The following is a 19,113-nucleotide window of genomic DNA, read 5'->3' as shown; positions in this document are numbered from 1 at the left end:
GGGCCCCGTCACGGGCCCACGGGCAGGAACGACCTCCCATTGTCCCGCACTCCGCGGCACACCTTGTGCCCCCGGGCGCAAACTCGTTGTAGCGTTCAAGTATGTCCGAGCCCAGCCACCGGCGGCGTCTGCTCGTCCTGATGATCTGCTGTCTGAGCCTGCTGATCGTCAGCCTCGACAACACCGTCCTGAACGTCGCGCTGCCCTCCATGCAGAAGGAGCTGGGTGCCTCCGTCTCCGGCATGCAGTGGACGATCGACGCCTACACCCTGGTCCTGGCCTCGCTCCTGATGCTGGCCGGCTCCACCGCCGACCGGCTCGGGCGCCGCCGCGTCTTCATGGCCGGGCTGACGGTCTTCTCGCTCGGCTCCCTGCTGTGCGGCCTGGCGCCCACGCTGGGGTGGCTGGTCGTCTTCCGTATGGTGCAGGCCGTCGGCGGCTCGATGCTCAACCCCGTCGCCATGTCGATCATCACCAACACCTTCACCGAGCCGCGCGAACGGGCCCGCGCGATTGGGGTGTGGGGCGGTGTCGTGGGCATCAGCATGGCGGCCGGGCCGATCGTGGGCGGGCTGCTGGTGGAGTCCGTCGGCTGGCGTTCGATCTTCTGGATCAACGTCCCCATCGGAGCGCTGGCGCTCTTCCTCACCCTCCGGTACGTACCCGAGTCACGCGCCCCCCGTCCGCGCCGCCTGGATCCCCTCGGCCAGGTGCTGGTGATCGTGCTCCTGGGCTCGGTGACGTACGCGATCATCGAGGCACCGGAGGCCGGCTGGACCTCGCCGCTGATCCTCTCCTGCGCCGCGGTCGCCGTCGCCGCCCTGGCCGCGCTGCTGTCCTACGAGCGCCGGCGCGCCGAGCCGCTGATCGAGTTGCGGTTCTTCCGCAGTGTGCCGTTCAGCGGGGCCACCGTCGTGGCGGTGTGCGCCTTCGCCGCGCTCGGCGGCTTCCTCTTCGTCAACACCCTCTACCTCCAGAACGTACGCGGCATGAGCGCGCTGGACGCCGGGCTGCACATGCTGCCGATGGCGTCGATGACGCTGGTCTGCGCGCCGCTGTCCGGACGGGTGGTCGGCGCCCGCGGGCCCCGGCTGCCGCTGCTCGCGGCCGGGACGGCGATGAGCGCGAGCGGGCTGCTGTTCGCGGCTCTGGACGCCCAGGGGAGCACCCCGCTGCTGTTCACCGGGTACGTCCTGTTCGGCATCGGCTTCGGGCTGGTCAACGCGCCCATCACCAACACCGCCGTCTCCGGGATGCCACGGGCGCAGGCCGGGGTCGCCGCGGCGGTGGCCTCCACCAGCCGGCAGGTAGGGCAGTCGCTGGGTGTCGCGGTGATCGGCGCGGTCCTGGCGGGCGGGGTGCACGCGGCCGGCACCTCCGGCTTCGCCGGCGCGAGCCGGTCCGCCTGGTGGATCATCACCGGTTGCGGCGCGGCCGTGCTGCTGCTGGGGGCGCTGACCACCGGCCACCGGGCGCAGGCCGGCGCGCTGCGTGCGGCGGCGCGCTGGGAGCAGCCGCCCGGGCAGCCCGTACCCGGCCGGAACGCGCCCGGGCCCGCAGCGGACCCGGATCCGCCCGGCCGGGAGCCGGGTCAGTCCTCCGCGAGCACCAGTTCCTGAAGCCGCTCCAGCCGTTCACGCGTCTCGTCGTCCGCGGGCGTGTAGGCGATCATTTTCGAGCCGGCGCCACGGCCCGTCCACAGTACGGTCGCGGTCAGCCGTACGATGCCCACCCGCGCCTGCCGGAAGGTCCTGGCCTGGTACTCCGGCCGCAGGACTTCATGCCGCGCCCAGATCTCGCGGAACTCCGGGGAGGCCGCCGTCAGCCGGTCGACCAGGCACCGCCACGCGGGCTCCGCGACATGCCCGGCCATCCCGGCCCGGAACTTGGCGGCCATCGTACGGACCGTCTCGTCGTAGTCCACCAGAGCGGCCCGCCACTGGGGATGGGTGAACGCCAGCCACATGCAGTTGCGGTCCTCTTCGGGCACCGCGTCCAGGTCGCACAGCAGCCGCCCGTACGGACGGTTGTAGGCGACGATGTCGAACCGGCTGTTCTGGACGACGGCCGGATACGGCTCCAGTTGCGCCATCATCAGCCGCAGCGCCTCCGGCGGCCCCGTGCACTCCTTGCCGGGCAGCGCCGGGTCCACCTCCCCGGCCAGCGCGAACAGATGGCTGCGCTCGGCCCGGTCCAGCAGCAGCGCGCCCGCCACCGCGTCCAGCACCTGCGCGGAGACATGGATGTCGCGGGCCTGCTCCAGCCACGTGTACCAGGTGACACCGACCGCGGAGAGATGGGCGACCTCTTCGCGCCGCAGTCCGGGGGTCCGCCGCCGCGTCCCGCGTGGCAGACCGACCTGTTCCGGTGTGATCCGCTCCCGGCGGCTGCGCAGGAACGCGGCGAGTTCCTGCCGCCGGGTCCGGGCGTCGGACCGCGGCCCGGCCGGTGACCCTGCCTGCGGTGCCTCCTGCTGTACCGCCTGCTGTACTGCCCGCTGTGCCACCTGCGCACCGAAGCGCGGATCGGTCCTCGGTGTGCTGCGTGCCTCCGTCGCGGTCGTCGTCATGATCCCAGAGTGCCCGAACGCCCAGCCTGTTGCCAGGTAGCGCCGGTACCAGGATAAGAAGACTCTGGTACCACTTTGAGCGGACGGCGATCGTCGTTCTCGTGAGTGACACGCGAGTACGAACCACCGTCCCTGTACCGGCAACCGCTTCTCCCCCTCGGACCACCGCCCCCACGCCCGCGCCGCCCCGGCTGACGCCGCTGGGGCTGGGCACCGTCCTGCTGGGCGCCGCGCTCCCGATGGTCGACTTCTTCATCGTCAATGTCGCACTGCCCACCATCGACCGCGATCTGCACGCGGGGCCCGCCCTGCTGGAGATGGTGGTGGCGGGTTACGGCGTGGCGTTCGCGGTGCTGCTGGTCCTGGGCGGGCGGCTCGGTGACATGGTCGGCCGGCGCCGCCTGTTCCTGTGGGGCCTGGCCGCCTTCGGTGTCACCTCGCTGGCCTGCGGTGTGGCGCCCGGCCCCTGGACGCTGGTGGCGGCCCGGGCCGGGCAGGGCGCCGCCGCGGCGCTGCTGCTGCCACAGGTGCTGGCCACGATCCAGGCGGCCACCAGCGGACAGCGCCGGGCCAAGGCGGTGAGCCTGTACGGCGGCACGGCCGGGGTCGCCAGCGCCGTGGGTCAGGTGCTCGGCGGGGCGCTGGTCGCCGCCGACCTGGCCGGCTCGGGCTGGCGCTCGGTGTTCCTGGTGAACGTGCCGGTCGCCGTGGTCGCACTGCTGCTGGCGCTGCGTACGGTCCCCGAGACCCGCTCGCCGCAGCCGGCGCGGGTGGACGGCCCCGGCACCGTGCTGCTGGCGGTCACCCTGATCACCCTGCTGCTGCCGCTGACGGAGGGCCGGGCCGCGGGCTGGCCGCTGTGGTCCTGGGTGATGCTCGCCGTCTTCCCGTTCACGGCGGTGGCGTTCCTGGTGGTGGAGCGGCGCGCGGAACGGCGCGGCGGTACCCCGCTGGTGCCGCCGTCGCTGCTGCGCATCGCGTCCGTACGCAGCGGGCTGACCATGATCCTTCCGTTCACGCTGGGCTTCGGCGGCTTCATGTTCGTGGTGGCCATCGCCCTTCAGGACGGGCTGCGGTACGGGCCGATGGCGGCGGGTGTGGCGCTGGCGCCGCTGTGTGTGGCGTTCTTCGCCGCCTCGCTGGCCGGTCCGCGGCTGGTCGCCCGCTTCGGACGGCGGGTGGTGATCACCGGCTCGCTGATCCAGGCCACCGGCCTCCTCGCCCTGGCGCTGACCGTCCGCGCGGGCTGGCCGGACATCTCGGTGGCGGGGCTGGCGCCCAGCATGGCGGTGCTCGGCATGGGCCAGGGCCTGCTGCTGCCCGTACTGCTGCGCGTCGTGCTCAGTGAGCTGCCGGCCGCCCAGGCCGGGGTGGGCGGCGGCGTCATGGTCACCACCCAGCAGTCGGGCATGGCGCTGGGCGTGGCCACCCTCGGCACGCTCTTCCTGTCGCTGCTGCCGTCGCTGGGCATGCGGGACGCGCTGCTCATCGCCGTGCTGACGCAGTTCGCGGTGGTGGCGGTGACCACGGCACTGGGCCTGCGGCTGCCCCGCACCGTGCGCTGACCCGGGACGCGGAGAGGATCGACGTGCGTGGACTGACAGATATTGAAACCTGTCAGTCCACGTGTCATGGTGGAGATGCCACCCCACCCCGCCCTCGAAGGAGCCCCCTCGTGCAGACCCGCACCCTCGGCACCACCGGCCCGCGCACCTCCGCCCTCGGCCTCGGCTGCATGGGCATGTCCGCCCTGTACGGCGACAGCGACCGCGCCGAGTCGGTCGCCACCATCCACGCCGCGCTCGAAGCGGGCATCACCCTGCTGGACACCGGCGACTTCTACGGCATGGGCCACAACGAGCTGCTCATCAACGAGGCCCTGCGCACCGCCCCCGCGGCCCGCCGTGAAGCGGCGCAGATCAGCGTGAAGTTCGGTGCGCTGCGCACCGTCGAGGGCGCCTTCACCGGGTACGACGGCCGCCCGCAGGCCGTGAAGAACTTCGCCGCCTACTCGCTCCAGCGCCTGGGCACCGACCACATCGACATCTACCGGATCGCCCGCGTCGACCCCGCCGTCCCCATCGAGGAGACGGTCGGCGCCATCGCCGAACTGGTCCAGGCCGGGCACGTACGGCACATCGGCCTCTCGGAGGTCGGCGCCGCCACCCTGCGCCGGGCCGCCGCCGTCGCCCCGATCAGCGACCTCCAGATCGAGTACTCGCTGATCTCCCGCGGCATCGAGGCCCAGATTCTGCCCACCGCCCGCGAGCTGGGCATCGGCGTGAGCGCGTACGGCGTCCTGGCGCGCGGCCTGATCAGCGGTCACTGGAGCCGGGACCGGAAGCTGGCCGCGAACGACTTCCGGGGCATGAGCCCGCGCTTCCAGGGCGAGAACCTGGAACGCAACCTGGGCCTGGCCGACGCGCTGCGCAAGATCGCCGAGAGCAAGGGCGTCTCGGTCGCGCAGATCGCGATCGCCTGGGTGCTCTCCCGCGGCCAGGACATCGTGCCGCTGGTCGGCGCCCGCCGCCGGGACCGGCTGGCCGAGGCGCTGGGCGCGGCCGAGGTGACGCTGGAGGCCGCCGATCTGGCCGCGATCGAGGCCGCCGTCCCGCCCGGCGCCGCCGCCGGCGAGCGCTACCCCGCCGACCAGATGGCCCACCTGGACAGCGAGCGCTGACCACCCGCGCACGCCGCGGGGCGCCCGGGTACGGTCCGTAGGAGGACGCCCGCGCGGCGTCCGGACCAAGGCGCCCGCGCACGGCGTCCGTATCAGGGCGCCCCGTACGGCGCTCCCGACCCGAAAGGCCGAACGCCCCGATGGCAGCCGAGACCCTGACCCCCGAACGCATCCTCGAAGCCACCGAGGAAGTGCTGCGCCGCTACGGCCCGGCCAAGGCCACGGTCGTCGACGTCGCCCGCGCGCTGGGCGTCAGCCACGGCAGCGTCTACCGCCACTTCCGTACGAAGACGGCGCTGCGCGAGGCCGTCACGGAACGCTGGCTGGAGCGCACGAGCGAACGACTGCGGGACATCGTCGCGCAGGACGGCCCGGCCGATGCGCGGCTGGAACGCTGGCTGTCCGCCCTCTTCGCGGCCAAGCGCCACAAGGCGGGCGACGACCCCGAACTCTTCGCCACCTACATGACGCTGATCGGCGAGAGCGGCGGCGTGGTGGAGCGGCACATCGCCGACCTCACCGGCCAGCTCACCGCGATCATCGAGGACGGCATACGGCAGGGCGTCTTCGCCGCCGCTCCTTCCGCTGTCCCCGCCACGGCCTCCCCCACGGCCTCCTCCACCGCCGTGACGGCCCGCGCGGTCTTCGACGCCACGGGCCGCTTCCACGACCCCTGCTACGCGAAGGAGTGGTCCGCCCCGGACATCGACCGGGCCTTCGCCGCCGTGTGCGGCCTGGTTCTGCGGAGCCTGCGCGCCTGATGACCGCGGACCCGGGGGCCGTCCGGGCAACCCTGGGGGCCGTCCGGGCGACCCGGGGGCCATCCATCCGGGCGATCAGTGCACCAGCGGCCGGACCAGCACCGGCGTATGGGGCGCCTGGTGGCCGCCGGTGGCGAGCATCCGTACCTCGCCCCGGTCGCTGATCTCCGCGCGGACGATGCCGCTCTCGTCCTCGTACACCGGATGGCCGCCGGCCCCGGACCGCTCGGTGCGCCGGACGGTGACGGTGTCGTCCTCCGCCGCCGCCTGGAAGACGAGCTCCACGAACTCGGGGTACTCCATCGCGACCTCCGCGCCGCTCTGCCGGAACCGCTCACAGCGCGCGTCCCGCGCAGTTAGATCGTAGAACCGGCAGACCGGATTCCGCATCTCGATCATGCCCTTACCGTGACGGCCGGTGACGGGGAGTCACCGGTGGCCGATGAGTTGCGGCCAGGAGGGTGGGGGGCGTCAGGCCACACCCAGGAAGTGCAGGACGGCCAGCACCCGGCGGTGGTCCGCGTCCGCCCGGGGAAGGTCCAGCTTGGCCAGGATGCTGTTGATGTGCTTGGCCACCGCGCTCTCGCTGACCACGAGCTGTCCGGCGATGCCGGCGTTGGAGCGGCCCTCCGCCATCAAGGTGAGCACCTCGCGCTCGCGCGCGGTCAGCCGCTCCAGCGGGTCGCTGGGGCGGCGTACCAGCAACTGCGCCACGACCTGCGGATCCAGGGCGGTGCCGCCGTCGGCGACCCGGCGCAGCGCCTCGATGAACTCCTCGACGTCGGCGACACGTTGCTTGAGGAGGTAGCCGATGCCCCGGGTGTTCGCGGACAGCAGGTCGGCGGCGTAGCGTTCCTCCACGTACTGGGAGAGCAGCAGGACGGCGGTGTCCGGCCACTGCCGCCGGATCTCCAGCGCGGCCCGTACGCCCTCGTCGGCGAAGCCGGGCGGCATACGGACGTCCACCACGGCGATGTCCGGGCGGTGCTCCCGGACCGCCTCCAGCAGCCCCGGCGCGTCCCCGGCCTCGGCCGCCACCTCGAACCCGGCCGTCTCCAGGACCTTGACCAGGCCGATCCTCAGCAGGACGGAATCCTCGGCGATCACAGCGCGCTTCACGGCGTGCACGGCAGCTCCACGGTCATCACGGTCGGGCCCCCCACGGGGCTGCTCACACGGAAGGCTCCGTCCACGGAACGTACGCGCTGCGCCAGGCCCTTGAGCCCGCTGCCCCCCGACGGATCGGCCCCGCCCACCCCGTCGTCGGCGATGACCACCCGCAGTATCTCCCCCAGCAAGGTCACCGTCACCTCGCCCCGGGTCGCCCGGGCGTGCTTGGCGATGTTGGTCAGTGCCTCGGAGACGACGAAGTAGGCGACGGCCTCGACGGCGGGGGCGGCCCGCCGGTCCATCTCCACCCGCAGGCGTACGGGCAGCGGGGCCCGGGCCGCCAGGCCCGACAGCGCCGCGTCCAGCCCCAGTTCGTCCAGGACGGCGGGGTGCAGTCCGCGGACCAGGCTGCCCAGTTCCTCGATGGCCTCCTTGGCCTCGCGGTGGGCCTCCTCGATGACCTGGCGGGCCTGGGGAGGCAGGTCGGTCAGCGTGGCCTTGGCCAGCCCCAGGTTCAGGGCGAGGGAGACCAGCCGCTGCTGGGCGCCGTCGTGCAGGTCGCGTTCGATACGGCGGCGTTCGGCGTCCGCCGCGTCCACGGCCCCGGCCCGGCTTCGCGTCAGGTCCTCGACCCGGCGCGCCAGCTCCTCGGCCCGGCCGACGCCCAGCAGCGAGGTCAGCAGGAGGTTCTCCAGCCGCAGGAGTTGCGCGGCCAGGGGCGGCACCACGGCCACCGCAGCCAGACCCAGGGCGGTGGCGTACCCGGCCTCGGTCGCGTAACCCATGTTGGCCAGCCGCCACTCCGCCGGCAGCGCCCAGATCCACAGGAAGACCGACGCCGCCGCCAGACCCGCCAGCAGCAGGGCGAGCAGGGCCGCTTCGAGCACGCCGAGCAAGGGCCCGGCGAGGAAGTGGTAGCCGAACTGCCGCCGTGCCTGGGTGAACCGCAGCCGCGGCAGATCCACCCCGCACAGCCTGCGCAGCCGCCACCGCTGCCCTTCGGTGAGCGTGAAGGCGGTGGCCACCATGCCCCCGAGCGCGACGGGCAGGAGCACCGGAGCCGCGTCGGAGGTCCCCTCCAGCAGACCGGCCAGTTGGGTCAGCGCCCACAGGGCCAGCAGTGGCGGGAGGGCGTGCAGCGGCACACCGACGGCGGCGAAGAGGAGGTCGCGCCGCAGTCGTGGCAGCGCGCGGCGGAGCCGGACCAGGCCGGGGCGCAGCCAGGGCGGGATGTTCATGATCCGACGATAGGCAGCCACGGGGTGCCGGTGCGATGAACCCACTGCCCGCTTCGGGGGTGCAAGTAGTGCCACCCCGGAACAGAAAGCCGCGTTACCGACTTCCGGCGCCGTGGCCGGAAGTGTTGACCGTGAGCCCGACGGCCGGGTTCGCGACGTCGGAAGGCGCTTTCGTCATGGCACTGATCGCCCTCAACTCCCCTTACCACTCCCGTTACCGGTCCCGCCGGCTGTCGCCGGTGGCGCGGAACCGGTGGCAGGGGCGGCTGCTGACGGGGGCCGGGCTGGCGCTGCTGCCGTGGATGGGCTACCTGGCCGCGACGCTGCCGCCGGCCCAGGCGGCGGCGTGGGTGGCCCTGGACACCATGGAGGCGGCCTGCCTGCTCAGCGCCGGGGGCCGGCTGCTGCGCGGCGAGCCGGGGCACGGGACGGGCGCGGGCCTGGCCGCGGTCCTGCTGACCGTGGACGCCTGCGTGGACGTGGCCACCGCCGGGCCGGGCGCGGAGTTACTGACGGCGCTGGCGATGGCGGTGGCCGCGGAGCTGCCGCTGGCGGCCCTGTGCGCGGCGCTCGCCGTACGGGCCGCCGGAAAGAGCCACACCGGACGGAGCCACACCGGACGGAGAGCCACGCCACACGGAGCCATGCCGGACACGGCGACGCCGGCCGGGCGTGAGGACTCGATGAGCGCTCACACCCGGCCGGCGTCCGGGCCCTGAAGACCCCGTACGGCCTGTACGGCTTGGAAGGCCGCCAGGTCAGCAGCCCAGCAGACGACCGCCGAGGTAGGACTGGATCTGGTCCAGGGAGACCCGCTCCTGCTTCATGGTGTCGCGCTCGCGCACGGTCACCGCGTTGTCCTCCAGGGTGTCGAAGTCGACGGTGACGCAGAACGGCGTGCCGATCTCGTCCTGGCGGCGGTAGCGGCGGCCGATGGCACCCGCGTCGTCGAACTCGATGTTCCAGTGCTTGCGCAGGTCCGCCGCCAGGCCCTTGGCCTTCGGGGAGAGCTGCGGGTTGCGGGACAGCGGCAGGACGGCGACCTTGACCGGCGACAGGCGCGGGTCCAGGCGCAGCACGGTGCGCTTTTCCATCTTGCCCTTGGCGTTGGGCGCCTCGTCCTCGTTGTACGCGTCGAGCATGAAGGCGAGCATCGCGCGGCCGACACCGGCCGCCGGCTCGATGACGTACGGGGTGTAGCGCTCGCCGGCCTCCTGGTCGAAGTAGGACAGGTCCTGGCCGGACGCCTTGGAGTGCGAGGACAGGTCGTAGTCCGTACGGTTGGCCACGCCCTCCAGCTCACCCCACTCCGAACCGCCGAACTGGAAGCGGTACTCGATGTCTGCGGTGCGCTTGGAGTAGTGGGAGAGCTTCTCGGCCGGGTGCTCGTACCAGCGGATGTTCTCCTCGCGCAGGCCCAGGTCGCGGTACCAGTTCCAGCGCTGCTCCATCCAGTACTCCTGCCACTGCTCGTCCTCGCCCGGCTTGACGAAGAACTCCATCTCCATCTGCTCGAACTCGCGGGTGCGGAAGATGAAGTTGCCCGGAGTGATCTCGTTCCGGAAGGACTTGCCCATCTGCGCGATGCCGAACGGCGGCTTCTTGCGCGAGGTCTGCTGGACCTGGGCGAAGTTGGTGAAGATGCCCTGGGCGGTCTCGGGGCGCAGGTAGGCGACCGAGCCGGAGTCCTGGGTCGGGCCGAGGTGGGTGGAGAGCAGGCCGGAGAACTGCTTGGGCTCGGTGAAGCCGCCCTTGTTGCCGCAGTGCGGGCAGTTGACGTCGGCCAGGCCGTTCTCGGGCAGCTTGCCGTGCTTGGCCTCGTACGCCTCTTCGAGGTGGTCCGCGCGGAAGCGCTTGTGGCAGGAGGTGCACTCGGTGAGCGGGTCGGTGAAGGTGGCGACGTGACCGGAGGCCACCCAGACCTCGGGCGCCAGGATCACCGACGAGTCGATACCGACCACGTCGTCGCGCGAGGTGACCATGGAGCGCCACCACTGGCGCTTGATGTTCTCCTTGAGTTCGACGCCCAGGGGTCCGTAGTCCCAAGCGGCACGCTGGCCGCCGTAGATCTCACTACAGGGGTATACGAAGCCACGGCGCTTGCTCAGGCTGACGATGGTGTCGATCTTGTCGGCGGCCACGGTGCTCTCTTCATTACGACGACGAAACGATGGACAGGTGCGGCGCTGAGCGCCTCGATGAGGGGGTGGTCACGAGGCGGGCAGGTGAATGACTCAGGGTACCGGCGGGCGTACCCCCCGGATCAAATCGGTTTGGTTCCGATCCCTCCCTTCCCCTCCTTGTTGACAATCGTTTCCATCTTTGTTGAAAATGACTGTCATGAACATACGTCGCCCCCTCCGCGCCGCGGCCCTCGCCGGAGCGCTCGCCCTCGGCCTGACGGCTACGACCGCCTGCTCCTCCTCCGGCGCTGCGGGCAAGAAGGGCGACCGGCTCGCCGTGACGGCGTCCTTCTACCCGATGGAATTCCTCGCCAAGGAGATCGGCGGCGAGCACGTCCGGGTCAAGGACCTGACCGGCCCCGGCACCGAGCCGCACGACCTGGAGCTCGGCGCCCGGGAGACCGCGGACCTCGCCGAGTCGGACGTGATCGTCTACCTCAAGGGCGTACAGCCCGCCGTGGACGCGGCGGTACAGCAGACCGAGGTCGAGCACATCGTCGACGCCGCCGCCCTGACCCCGCTGAAGAAGCACGGCGCGGAGGTGGGCGGGCACTCGCGCGGGGAGGACGGAGAACACGGGGAAGGCGGGGAGCACGAGGCAGAGGGCGAGGACGGCCACGATCACGGAGCGGACGGGGCGGACCCGCACATCTGGCTGGACCCCGTGAAGTACGCGCAGGTCGCCAAGGGCGTCGGCAAGACCCTGGCCGCCGCCGACCCGGCCCACCAGGCCGACTACGCCCGTAACACCGACAACCTGGTCAAAAAGCTCGCCGACCTGAACAAGAAGTACGCGGACGGGCTCAAGAACAGGAAGTCGGACACCTTCATCACCACCCACGCCGCCTTCGGCTACCTCGCCGAGCGCTACGGCCTGACCGAAGAGGCCATCAGCGGCATCGACCCGGAGTCCGGCGACGTCAGCGGCAGCCGCATCAAGGAGCTGCACGGGCTGGCCGGGGAGCACCACGTCGGCACGGTCTTCTTCGAGACCCTGACCAGCCCCGATACGGCCAGGACGCTCGCCAGGGACCTCAACTTGAAGACCGACGTCCTGGACCCCGTCGAAGGGATCACCGACAAGTCCCGGGGCAAGGACTACATCGAGGTCATGGAGGCCAACCTCACGGCCCTGCAGAAGGCGCTCGGCGCCAAGTGACGACGGAGGCACCGGAGATGACCACGAACCATCCGGCGACAACGGCCGCTGCCGTCGCCGAGGACGCCAAGACCGGCACCACGACCGACACGGGTCCTGGCACCACGACCGACACGGGTGCCGGCACCGGCACCGACACCGTCATAGCCCTGCGTGCGGCGAGCGCGGCCCTGGGCGCGCGCCCCGTCCTGCACGGCATCGACCTGACCGTACGCCGCGGCGAGGTCGTCGCCCTCCTCGGCGCCAACGGCTCCGGCAAGTCCACCGCCGTACGGGCCGTGGTCGGCCGGGTCCCGCTCAGCGGCGGCGAACTGGAGCTGTTCGGCACCCCCCGGCGCCGCTTCAAGGAGTGGGCGCGCATCGGGTACGTACCGCAGCGCACCACCGCGGCCGGCGGGGTCCCCGCCACCGTCCGCGAGGTCGTCGCCTCCGGCCGGCTGGCCCGTACGAAGCTGAAGTGGCCCGGCCGGGCCGACCGGGAGGCCGTCCGCCGGGCGCTGGAGCTGGTCGGCATGGCGGACCGGGCCAAGGACCCGGTCGACGCGCTCTCCGGAGGCCAGCACCAGCGCGTCCTGATAGCCCGCGCGCTGGTCGGCGAGCCGGAACTGCTGATCATGGACGAGCCGATGGCCGGGGTGGACCTGGCCAGCCAGGAAGTCCTGGCCAAGACCCTGCGCGCACAGGTGGAGGCCGGGGTGACCGTCCTGCTGGTGCTGCACGAGCTGGGCCCCCTGGAGCCGCTGATCGACCGCGCGGTGGTGCTGCGCGACGGCTGCGTCGTCCACGACGGCCCTCCCCCGCAGGCCGTGGGCCAGCACGGCCTGCCGGGCCACGACCACGTACACCCCCACGCGGACCAGGCGGCGCAGCCGGTCCGGACAGGACTGCTGAGCTGAGATGGACCTCCTCAATTACGCCTTCATGCAGCGGGCGCTGCTCGCCGCCGTCCTGGTCGGCGTGACCGCGCCCGCCGTCGGTATCTACCTCGTGCAGCGCCGCCAGGCGATCATGGGCGACGGCATCGGGCACATCGCCCTGACCGGTGTCGCGCTGGGCTTCCTGCTGCGCACCTCGCCCGTATGGACGGCTGTGATCGTCGCGGCCCTCGGCTCCGTCGTCATGGAACTGGTCCGCTCCTACGGCAAGGCGCGCGGGGACATCGCGCTGGCGATGCTCTTCTACGGCGGCATGGCCGGCGGCGTACTGATCATCAACCTGGCGCCCGGCGGCTCCACCGCCAACCTGACCAGTTATCTCTTCGGCTCCCTGAACAGCGTCTCCGCGCAGGACGTCACCATGACCTGCGTCCTGGCCGCCTTCGTGATCGCGATCACGCTGGGGCTGCGCCGGCAGCTCTTCGCCATCTGCCAGGACGAGGAGTTCGCGCGGGTCACCGGGCTTCCCGTACGGGCCCTGAACCTGCTGCTCGCCGTCACCGCGGCCGTCACCGTCACCGTCGCCATGCGGGCGGTGGGCCTGCTGCTGGTGAGCGCGCTGCTGGTGGTGCCGGTGGCCGCCGCCCAGCAGGCCACCCGCGGGTTCGCGGCGACCCTCGCGCTGGCCGTCGCCATCGGCGTGACCGTCACCCTCTCCGGTACGGTCTTCTCCTTCTACGTGGACGTCCCGCCCGGCGCCAGCATCGTCCTGCTCGCCATCGTGATCTTCGGGGCGATGACCGTGCTGGCCGCCCCGCTGGCCCGCAAACGCGCGAAAGCCGCCGCCGAGGCCGCCCGGCGGTGCACCCTGGAGGTTCCCCGCAGCCGCACCGCCGCGGACGACGTCGCGGTCGTGGAGCAGACGCCGGCGTCGTGAACCGGACGGGCCCGCGTTCCGGAACCAGAGGTACGTGTAAGGAACCAGAGGTACGTGTAAGCGGCCAACCTGGGATCCGGTCATCACCTGGCACAATGGCCGGACGCATGTGCAGGGGGAAGTCCTGATTCCTAGGGAGGCAACTGTGGCGACGAGCCCGGGATCTCCGGTGCGCGGCCGTTCGACGCGGCAGCGCGCCGCCGTGGCCGCGGCACTCGACGAAGTGGACGAGTTCCGCAGCGCGCAGGAGCTGCACGACATGCTCAAACACCGGGGGACTCGGTCGGGCTGACCACCGTCTACCGGACGCTGCAGTCGCTCGCCGACGCCGGCGAGGTCGATGTGCTGCGTACGAACGAGGGCGAGGCGGTCTACCGCCGGTGCAGCACCGACGACCACCACCACCATCTGGTGTGCCGGACCTGCGGCAAGGCCGTGGAGGTGGAGGGCCCCGCCGTGGAGAAGTGGGCGGAGCAGGTCGCCGCCGAGCACGGGTTCAAGGATGTCGGCCACACGGTCGAGATCTTCGGGACCTGCGGTGACTGTGCCGGGGCCGCGAACGCGACGGGCTGAGGGCGGCGCCGCGGGACAGCCGTGCGCGGATGCATCGCGCGCAGAGCCGGACGCATCGCGCGGGACGCCGTAGGGATCGCACGGGGCCGTACGCGTTGTATGAGGCCGTACGCGCCGCATGAGGCCGTGCGCACCGTATGAGGGGGCCGGGTGACCGGCCCCCTCGGCGCGTACCGCCCACCCGGAACGGGAACGTCCGGACCGAACCGGCCCGGCTCCCTCAACCGTGCTGCTCCGGGCTCCGCAGCGCCCCCGTCGGCCGCTGCCGCAGCGCGATACGCGTGGTCAGCACGCCCGTCGCCACCGCGAGCAGGCCCGCGCCGCCCAGGATGACCGCCGTGGCGGCCCCCGGCAGGTGCGGCCACGGCGAGCCGGTCAGCGCCCGGCTGAAGACCGCCAACACCGACCCGCCCACCGCCGCCCCCACCAACAGGGCGGCCAGCACCGTCACCGCGTTCTCCAACCGCATCATGCGCGCCACCTGCCGGCGGGTGGCGCCGACCAGCCGGAGAAGGGCGAACTCGCCGGTGCGCTCCATCGTCGTCATCACCAGCGTGTTGACCACCGAGATCGAGGTGAAGACGGTGATCACCGCCAGCAGCAGGTAGGTGGCGGCCATGGACGCCTGGTGCTGCCGCAGCTCCTGCGCCCGGTAGCCGGCCCGGTCCTGCACCTGCCAGTCCGGGTGCCGGGCCGCCAGCGCCGCCAGGCCCTCGGCCAGCCGCTTCTCCTGCCCGAAGCGGGCGCGTACGTACACCGTGTCCAGGCCGGGGCGCTCGTCCATGGTGTGGGCGGTGGCCAGCCGGTGGGGCAGGAGCAGGTCCGTGAAGCCCGCGGCGCGGGCGTAGACGGCGGCCAGGCGCGCGCTCACCACGCGGTCGTCCTCCATCCGCAGCCACACCTTGTCGCCGACCCGCAGGTGTCCCAGGCGGGCCGCGTTCTCGCTCAGCGCCACCTCGTCACGGCCCAGCCGTTCGATCGGCCGGGGGCGCGGCGCCAGGTCCAGGACCTGGGACAGCGGCCCGTCCGTGACCGCCACGGCCCTGCCCTTCCCGTTGACGGGGGTGGCCTTGCGGTCGTCGGGGCCGGCTCCCTTGGCGTACACGGTGGCGTACGTGTCCAGCGTGCCGACGGCCGCGCCGGCGCCCGGGACACCGCGCAGCGTACGGGTGGCGGAGACCGGCAACTGGTCCCGCGCGGACCACACCAGCCGGTCGGCGACCACCCGCCGCTGGTCGTCCCCGTGCTGCGCCTCCCACTTCATCTGCGGGACGAACAGGGCGACGGCGGCGAAGGCGACGGTGAGCGCGAGCGGGGTGGCCGCCGCGCCCAGCCGGCGGTGCCGGGAGCCGAGGTTGGTGTGCACCAGCAGGCCCACCACCGGGAACAGCACCCGGCACAGCGCTCCGAAGACGCCGCCCGCCAGCTTCCCGACCCAGGGGGCGAGCAGGCCCACGGCCACCATCAGCACCATGACCATGCCCCCTGCCGTGCCGGCGGCATCGGCGACCGGCGCCTCACTGAGGGCCGCCAGTCCCCAGACGCCACCGGCCAGCACCGCCAGGCCCAGGCCCGTACGGACCACGCCGACCGCGCGGCGCGGTACCGCCGCCTCGCCCAGCGCCTGCAGGGCCCGTACCCGCGACGCCCGCCGGCCGCTGGACCACACCGCGGCCTCGGCGGTCACCCAGCAGACCGCCACCGCGATCAGCACACTGACCGGTCCAAAAACCAGCGGCAGCGAACCGGGGACGAAACCTTGGCCGGACAGCCAGGTCAGCAGGCCGAAGGCCAGCAGCGCCCCCAGGCCGGCGCCGGGCACCGCCGCGACCACGGTGACCACCAGGACCTCGTACGCGATCAGCCGGCGCACCTGGCCGGGGTGGCGGCCACCGCCCGCAGCAGCGCGATCTCGCGGACCCGCTGCTGGACGGCGAGCGAGAAGGTCCCGGCGATGGCGAAGGGCGCCACGCACAAACAGATGAACCCGAAGGGCACGATGAAGCTCAGCAGGGCCGCCCCGCCCTGCTCGGGCCTCGCCCGGGCGCCGGCGTCCACCAGCACCGCGCAGGCGGTCACCAGCGTCTGCGCGCACGTCATGGCGACGAAGGAGCCCGCGAAGGTCACCCGGCGGGCCCTGATGGTCTGCCAGGCCAAAGGGAAGAGCACGGCTTCTACGCCCCCAGTCCGGTCATGCGCTCGGCGATGACCTCGGCGGAGGACCTCGGGAGCGCCTGGATGATCCGCCCGTCGGCGAGCAGCAGTACGGCGTCCGCGTAGGAGGCGGCCACCGGGTCGTGGGTGACCATCAGGACCGTCTGCCCCATCTCGTCCACCAGGCCGCGCAGCAGCTCCAGCACCCGCCGGCCGGAGGTGGTGTCCAGCGCGCCGGTCGGCTCGTCGGCGAAGACCACCTCGGGGCGGGTGACCAGCGCGCGGGCGATGGCGACCCGCTGCTGCTGGCCGCCGGAGAGTTCGCCGGGCCGGTGCCCGCGGCGGTCGGCCAGGCCCGTACGGTCGATCAGGTGGTCCAGCCAGGGCCGGTCCAGCCGCATCCGGCGGCCCGCCAGCCGTACCGGCAGGGTGATGTTCTGCTCGGCGGTCAGCGCGGGCAGCAGGTTGAAGCCCTGGAAGACGAAGCCGACGCGCTCCCGGCGCAGCTTGGTCAGCGCGGTCTCGCTCAGGCCGGCCAGTTCCCGGCCGCCGATCTCGACGATGCCGCGGTCGGGGCGCTCCAGGCCGGAGGCGCAGTGCAGGAAGGTGCTCTTGCCCGAGCCGGAGGGCCCCATGACGGCGGTGAACGTGCCGTACGGGAGCTCGACGCTGACCTCGTCCAGTGCGGTCACCGCGCTCCGGCCCCGGCCGTGGATCTTGGTGACCGCGCTCAGGCGCACCGCCCAGGAGCGCCCGCCGGGGCCGCTCGCGGGCGCGGCGGCGTTTTCTGGGAGGCCATGCGCCCGGTACCGTGCGGCTGCCACCCCGGCCGTTGCGCCGGCCACTGCGCCGGCCGTTGATCCCCCGGTGACCCGCCCGTTGTCCCGCCTGGTGACCGGCCCGGTGACCAGCCCGGTGACCGGTCGGCCAATTCATCTGCTGGTCCGCCCGTGCCGCCGTGGCCCGCCGTCCCGGCACGCTCCCCCATGGTTGCTCTCTTCCGCTGTCGGGCCGCCGGGCGCTGCGGCCGGCGGTGCTTCTCGGTGCTCCTGGGCAGGTCCCGGCGCGTTGCCGCCGGGCGGCCCCACGCGCCTACTTCTCGCTTCCGGTTCCCGTACCCGTACCCGTGCCGGCTTCCGGCGCGGCGCCGAAGCGGCGGTCGCGCTTGGCGTACTCGAAGCAGGCGTCCCACAGGTTCCGCCGGTCGAAGTCCGGCCACAGGATGTCCTGGAAGACCATCTCGGCGTAAGCGCTCTGCCAGATCAGGTAGTTGGACGTGCGCTGCTCGCCGGACGGCCGCACGAACAGGTCCACGTCCGGCATGTCCGGGTAGTACATGTACTTGGCGACGGTCTTCTCGTTCACCTTCGACGGGTCGAGTTTCCCGGCCCGTACGTCCGCGGCGATGGCCGCCGCCGCGTCCGCGATTTCCGCCCGGCCACCGTAATTGACGCAGAAATACAGCGTCATGACGTCGTTGTCCTTGGTCTGCTCCTGGGCGACCTGGAGTTCCTGGACGACGGACTTCCACAGCTTGGGCATCCGGCCGACCCAGCGGATACGAATGCCCAGCGCGTCCATCTCGTCCCGGCGGCGCCGGATGACATCCCGGTTGAAGTTCATCAAGAAGCGCACCTCGTCCGGGGAACGCTTCCAGTTCTCGGTGGAAAAGGCGTACAGCGACAGGTTTTTGACGCCCATTTCGATACAGCCCTTGAGGACGTCCAGGACGACGCCCTCACCGACCTTGTGGCCTTCGGTACGCGGCAGCCCGCGCTCCTTGGCCCACCGGCCGTTGCCGTCCATGACGACCGCCACATGGTTGGGGACGAGCTCGCCGGGGATCTTCGGCGGGCGGGCACCGGAGGGGTGCGGCTCGGGCGTCTCATAGGTACGCCGGTTACGGCCCAGAATCCCGCGTCGTGCCATGCGGTCACGTCTCCTCGTCGTATGAAGCGGTTGGTTCTACCCGGCGTCCTATGAGACGGCCTGTTCCACTGCTTCTCTATTTGTCTACTTCGCTACTTCTCTACATAGCGCAGCGAGCGCAGGCCGCGCTCCAGATGCCAGTGCAGATAGGCCGCCACCAGCCCGCTGCCCTCCCGGACATGGCGGGCCTCGCAGGCGTCGGCCGTGGCCCAGTCCCCCGAGAGCAGCGCCGCCAGCAGCCCGATGGCCTCACAGGAGGGTACGACGCTTCCGGGCACCCTGCAGTCACCGCACACCACGCCGCCCGAACCCACGGAGAAGAACCGGTGGGGCCCGGGCAGGCCGCATTTGGCGCAGTCGTCGAAACTCGGGGCATAACCGTTGACGGCGAGCGAGCGCAAGAGAAAGGCGTCCAGGACCAGATGCGGTTCGTGTTCACCACGGGCCAGCGTCCGCAGTCCGCCGACCAGCAGCAGATATTGCTGTACGGCGGGTTCGCCCTCGTGGTCGGTGAAACGCTCGGCGGTTTCCAGCATGGCCGTACCGGCCGTGTACCGTGCGTAATCGGAGACGATTCCGCCACCGTAAGCGGCAATGCTCTCACTTTGCGTACACAGCGGCAGTCCGCGCCCGATCAATTCGCTGCCGCGCGCGAAGAACTGCACGTCCACGTGTGAGAAAGGTTCCAGCCGCGCGCCGAACTTCGATTTGGTCCGCCGGACGCCGCGCGCCACGGCGCGGACCCGTCCGTGCCCGCGGGTGAGCAGCGTGATGATCCGGTCGGCCTCGCCCAGCTTCTGGGTGCGCAGCACGATGCCGTCATCACGGAACAGACTCATGGCCCCATTCTCGCCCACGCCACCGCCGAACCCGGCGCCGGGCCGGACGCGGATCCGCAGCGGGGCCGCCGCGGGACCGGTCCTGGCACGGGTACGGCACAGACAC

General features: G+C 72.1%; 18 protein-coding genes and 1 pseudogene. 9 read left to right on the top strand and 10 right to left on the bottom strand.

Translation table 11 applies throughout. The features are described from left to right. The first annotated feature begins 101 nt into the window (after positions 1-101). Positions 102-1,619: an MFS transporter gene (locus tag KGS77_RS24600; protein ID WP_242585138.1), complete on the top strand. Its 1,518-nt coding sequence runs from the start codon at positions 102-104 to the stop codon at positions 1,617-1,619. Here KGS77_RS24600 and KGS77_RS24595 read toward each other — a convergent pair. After that, positions 1,592-2,569: a helix-turn-helix transcriptional regulator gene (locus tag KGS77_RS24595; RefSeq protein ID WP_242585137.1), complete on the bottom strand. Its 978-nt coding sequence runs from the start codon at positions 2,567-2,569 to the stop codon at positions 1,592-1,594. The two genes, KGS77_RS24600 and KGS77_RS24595, sit on opposite strands and share 28 nt — an antisense overlap. A gap of 101 nt (positions 2,570-2,670) precedes the next feature. Here KGS77_RS24595 and KGS77_RS24590 point away from each other — a divergent pair, with 101 nt between their 5' ends. The 3 genes from KGS77_RS24590 (at position 2,671) to KGS77_RS24580 (ending at position 6,010) form a co-directional block, all read left to right on the top strand. After that, on the top strand, positions 2,671-4,134 hold the full coding sequence (locus tag KGS77_RS24590; RefSeq protein ID WP_242585136.1) for an MFS transporter: 1,464 nt from the start codon (positions 2,671-2,673) through the stop codon (positions 4,132-4,134). 110 nt (positions 4,135-4,244) lie between these two features. Continuing rightward, a complete protein-coding gene (locus KGS77_RS24585; RefSeq protein WP_242585135.1) occupies positions 4,245-5,249 on the top strand; it encodes an aldo/keto reductase in 1,005 nt (334 codons plus the stop codon). Positions 5,250-5,389: 140 nt separating this feature from the next. Further along, complete coding sequence (locus tag KGS77_RS24580) at positions 5,390-6,010, top strand: TetR/AcrR family transcriptional regulator (RefSeq protein ID WP_242585134.1); 621 nt, start codon at positions 5,390-5,392, stop codon at positions 6,008-6,010. Positions 6,011-6,085: 75 nt separating this feature from the next. On the opposite strand, the gene KGS77_RS24575 is transcribed toward KGS77_RS24580, so the two are convergent. From KGS77_RS24575 to KGS77_RS24565, 3 genes are all read right to left on the bottom strand, one after another. Further along, positions 6,086-6,313, bottom strand: coding sequence for a DUF6296 family protein (locus tag KGS77_RS24575; protein WP_242587668.1), 228 nt, complete (start codon positions 6,311-6,313; stop codon positions 6,086-6,088). 168 nt (positions 6,314-6,481) lie between these two features. Next, positions 6,482-7,117 carry a response regulator transcription factor gene (locus KGS77_RS24570; protein ID WP_242587667.1) on the bottom strand — a complete coding sequence of 212 codons (636 nt, stop codon included), beginning with the start codon at positions 7,115-7,117 and terminating at the stop codon, positions 6,482-6,484. A gap of 8 nt (positions 7,118-7,125) precedes the next feature. Beyond that, on the bottom strand, positions 7,126-8,358 hold the full coding sequence (locus KGS77_RS24565; protein ID WP_242585133.1) for a sensor histidine kinase: 1,233 nt from the start codon (positions 8,356-8,358) through the stop codon (positions 7,126-7,128). Between the two features lie 176 nt (positions 8,359-8,534). On the opposite strand from KGS77_RS24565, the gene KGS77_RS24560 reads away from it, so the two are divergent. Then, positions 8,535-9,077, top strand: coding sequence for a hypothetical protein (locus KGS77_RS24560; RefSeq protein ID WP_242585132.1), 543 nt, complete (start codon positions 8,535-8,537; stop codon positions 9,075-9,077). Positions 9,078-9,116: 39 nt separating this feature from the next. On the opposite strand, the gene KGS77_RS24555 is transcribed toward KGS77_RS24560, so the two are convergent. After that, positions 9,117-10,499, bottom strand: a complete 1,383-nt coding sequence (locus tag KGS77_RS24555; protein ID WP_242585131.1) for a glycine--tRNA ligase — start codon at positions 10,497-10,499, stop codon at positions 9,117-9,119. A 199-nt stretch (positions 10,500-10,698) separates the two neighbouring features. Here KGS77_RS24555 and KGS77_RS24550 point away from each other — a divergent pair, with 199 nt between their 5' ends. The 4 genes and pseudogenes from KGS77_RS24550 to KGS77_RS24535 all read left to right on the top strand — a co-directional run bounded on the left by KGS77_RS24550 (position 10,699) and on the right by KGS77_RS24535 (position 14,085). Beyond that, complete coding sequence (locus tag KGS77_RS24550; RefSeq protein ID WP_242585130.1) at positions 10,699-11,700, top strand: metal ABC transporter substrate-binding protein; 1,002 nt, start codon at positions 10,699-10,701, stop codon at positions 11,698-11,700. A 17-nt stretch (positions 11,701-11,717) separates the two neighbouring features. Continuing rightward, positions 11,718-12,596 carry a metal ABC transporter ATP-binding protein gene (locus KGS77_RS24545; RefSeq protein ID WP_242585129.1) on the top strand — a complete coding sequence of 293 codons (879 nt, stop codon included), beginning with the start codon at positions 11,718-11,720 and terminating at the stop codon, positions 12,594-12,596. A 1-nt stretch (position 12,597) separates the two neighbouring features. Next, positions 12,598-13,512, top strand: a complete 915-nt coding sequence (locus KGS77_RS24540; protein WP_242585128.1) for a metal ABC transporter permease — start codon at positions 12,598-12,600, stop codon at positions 13,510-13,512. Positions 13,513-13,657: 145 nt separating this feature from the next. Further along, positions 13,658-14,085: pseudogene (locus KGS77_RS24535) on the top strand (transcriptional repressor). Positions 14,086-14,305: 220 nt separating this feature from the next. Here the strand turns inward: KGS77_RS24535 and KGS77_RS24530 are convergent. From KGS77_RS24530 to recO, 5 genes are all read right to left on the bottom strand, one after another. Then, complete coding sequence (locus KGS77_RS24530; RefSeq protein ID WP_242585127.1) at positions 14,306-15,958, bottom strand: ABC transporter permease; 1,653 nt, start codon at positions 15,956-15,958, stop codon at positions 14,306-14,308. Further along, complete coding sequence (locus KGS77_RS24525; protein WP_242585126.1) at positions 15,946-16,254, bottom strand: hypothetical protein; 309 nt, start codon at positions 16,252-16,254, stop codon at positions 15,946-15,948. The genes KGS77_RS24530 and KGS77_RS24525 overlap by 13 nt, the downstream gene beginning before the upstream one ends. A 5-nt stretch (positions 16,255-16,259) precedes the next feature. Then, positions 16,260-16,979: an ABC transporter ATP-binding protein gene (locus KGS77_RS24520; RefSeq protein ID WP_242585125.1), complete on the bottom strand. Its 720-nt coding sequence runs from the start codon at positions 16,977-16,979 to the stop codon at positions 16,260-16,262. 352 nt (positions 16,980-17,331) lie between these two features. Continuing rightward, entirely contained in the window at positions 17,332-18,168 is an 837-nt protein-coding gene (locus tag KGS77_RS24515) for an isoprenyl transferase (protein WP_242585124.1), read from the bottom strand. A gap of 92 nt (positions 18,169-18,260) precedes the next feature. Continuing rightward, positions 18,261-19,007: a DNA repair protein RecO gene (gene recO / locus KGS77_RS24510; RefSeq protein WP_242585123.1), complete on the bottom strand. Its 747-nt coding sequence runs from the start codon at positions 19,005-19,007 to the stop codon at positions 18,261-18,263. Between the last annotated feature and the right edge of the window lie 106 nt (positions 19,008-19,113).

Source organism: Streptomyces sp. MST-110588 (assembly GCF_022695595.1).
GTDB lineage: Bacteria > Actinomycetota > Actinomycetes > Streptomycetales > Streptomycetaceae > Streptomyces.
This window is presented reverse-complemented; position numbering and strand designations above follow the sequence as displayed.

What these genes read in the sequence shown, in the direction of transcription:
- KGS77_RS24565 (WP_242585133.1), bottom strand. Translation starts at nt 8,358, where the DNA reads ATGAACATCCCGCCCTGGCTGCGCCCCGGCCTGGTCCGGCTCCGCCGC.
- KGS77_RS24550 (WP_242585130.1), top strand. Translation starts at nt 10,699, where the DNA reads ATGAACATACGTCGCCCCCTCCGCGCCGCGGCCCTCGCCGGAGCGCTC.
- KGS77_RS24575 (WP_242587668.1), bottom strand. Translation starts at nt 6,313, where the DNA reads ATGGAGTACCCCGAGTTCGTGGAGCTCGTCTTCCAGGCGGCGGCGGAG.
- recO (WP_242585123.1), bottom strand. Translation starts at nt 19,007, where the DNA reads ATGAGTCTGTTCCGTGATGACGGCATCGTGCTGCGCACCCAGAAGCTG.
- KGS77_RS24560 (WP_242585132.1), top strand. Translation starts at nt 8,535, where the DNA reads ATGGCACTGATCGCCCTCAACTCCCCTTACCACTCCCGTTACCGGTCC.
- KGS77_RS24540 (WP_242585128.1), top strand. Translation starts at nt 12,598, where the DNA reads ATGGACCTCCTCAATTACGCCTTCATGCAGCGGGCGCTGCTCGCCGCC.
- KGS77_RS24515 (WP_242585124.1), bottom strand. Translation starts at nt 18,168, where the DNA reads ATGGCACGACGCGGGATTCTGGGCCGTAACCGGCGTACCTATGAGACG.
- KGS77_RS24595 (WP_242585137.1), bottom strand. Translation starts at nt 2,569, where the DNA reads ATGACGACGACCGCGACGGAGGCACGCAGCACACCGAGGACCGATCCG.
- KGS77_RS24580 (WP_242585134.1), top strand. Translation starts at nt 5,390, where the DNA reads ATGGCAGCCGAGACCCTGACCCCCGAACGCATCCTCGAAGCCACCGAG.
- KGS77_RS24600 (WP_242585138.1), top strand. Translation starts at nt 102, where the DNA reads ATGTCCGAGCCCAGCCACCGGCGGCGTCTGCTCGTCCTGATGATCTGC.
- KGS77_RS24545 (WP_242585129.1), top strand. Translation starts at nt 11,718, where the DNA reads ATGACCACGAACCATCCGGCGACAACGGCCGCTGCCGTCGCCGAGGAC.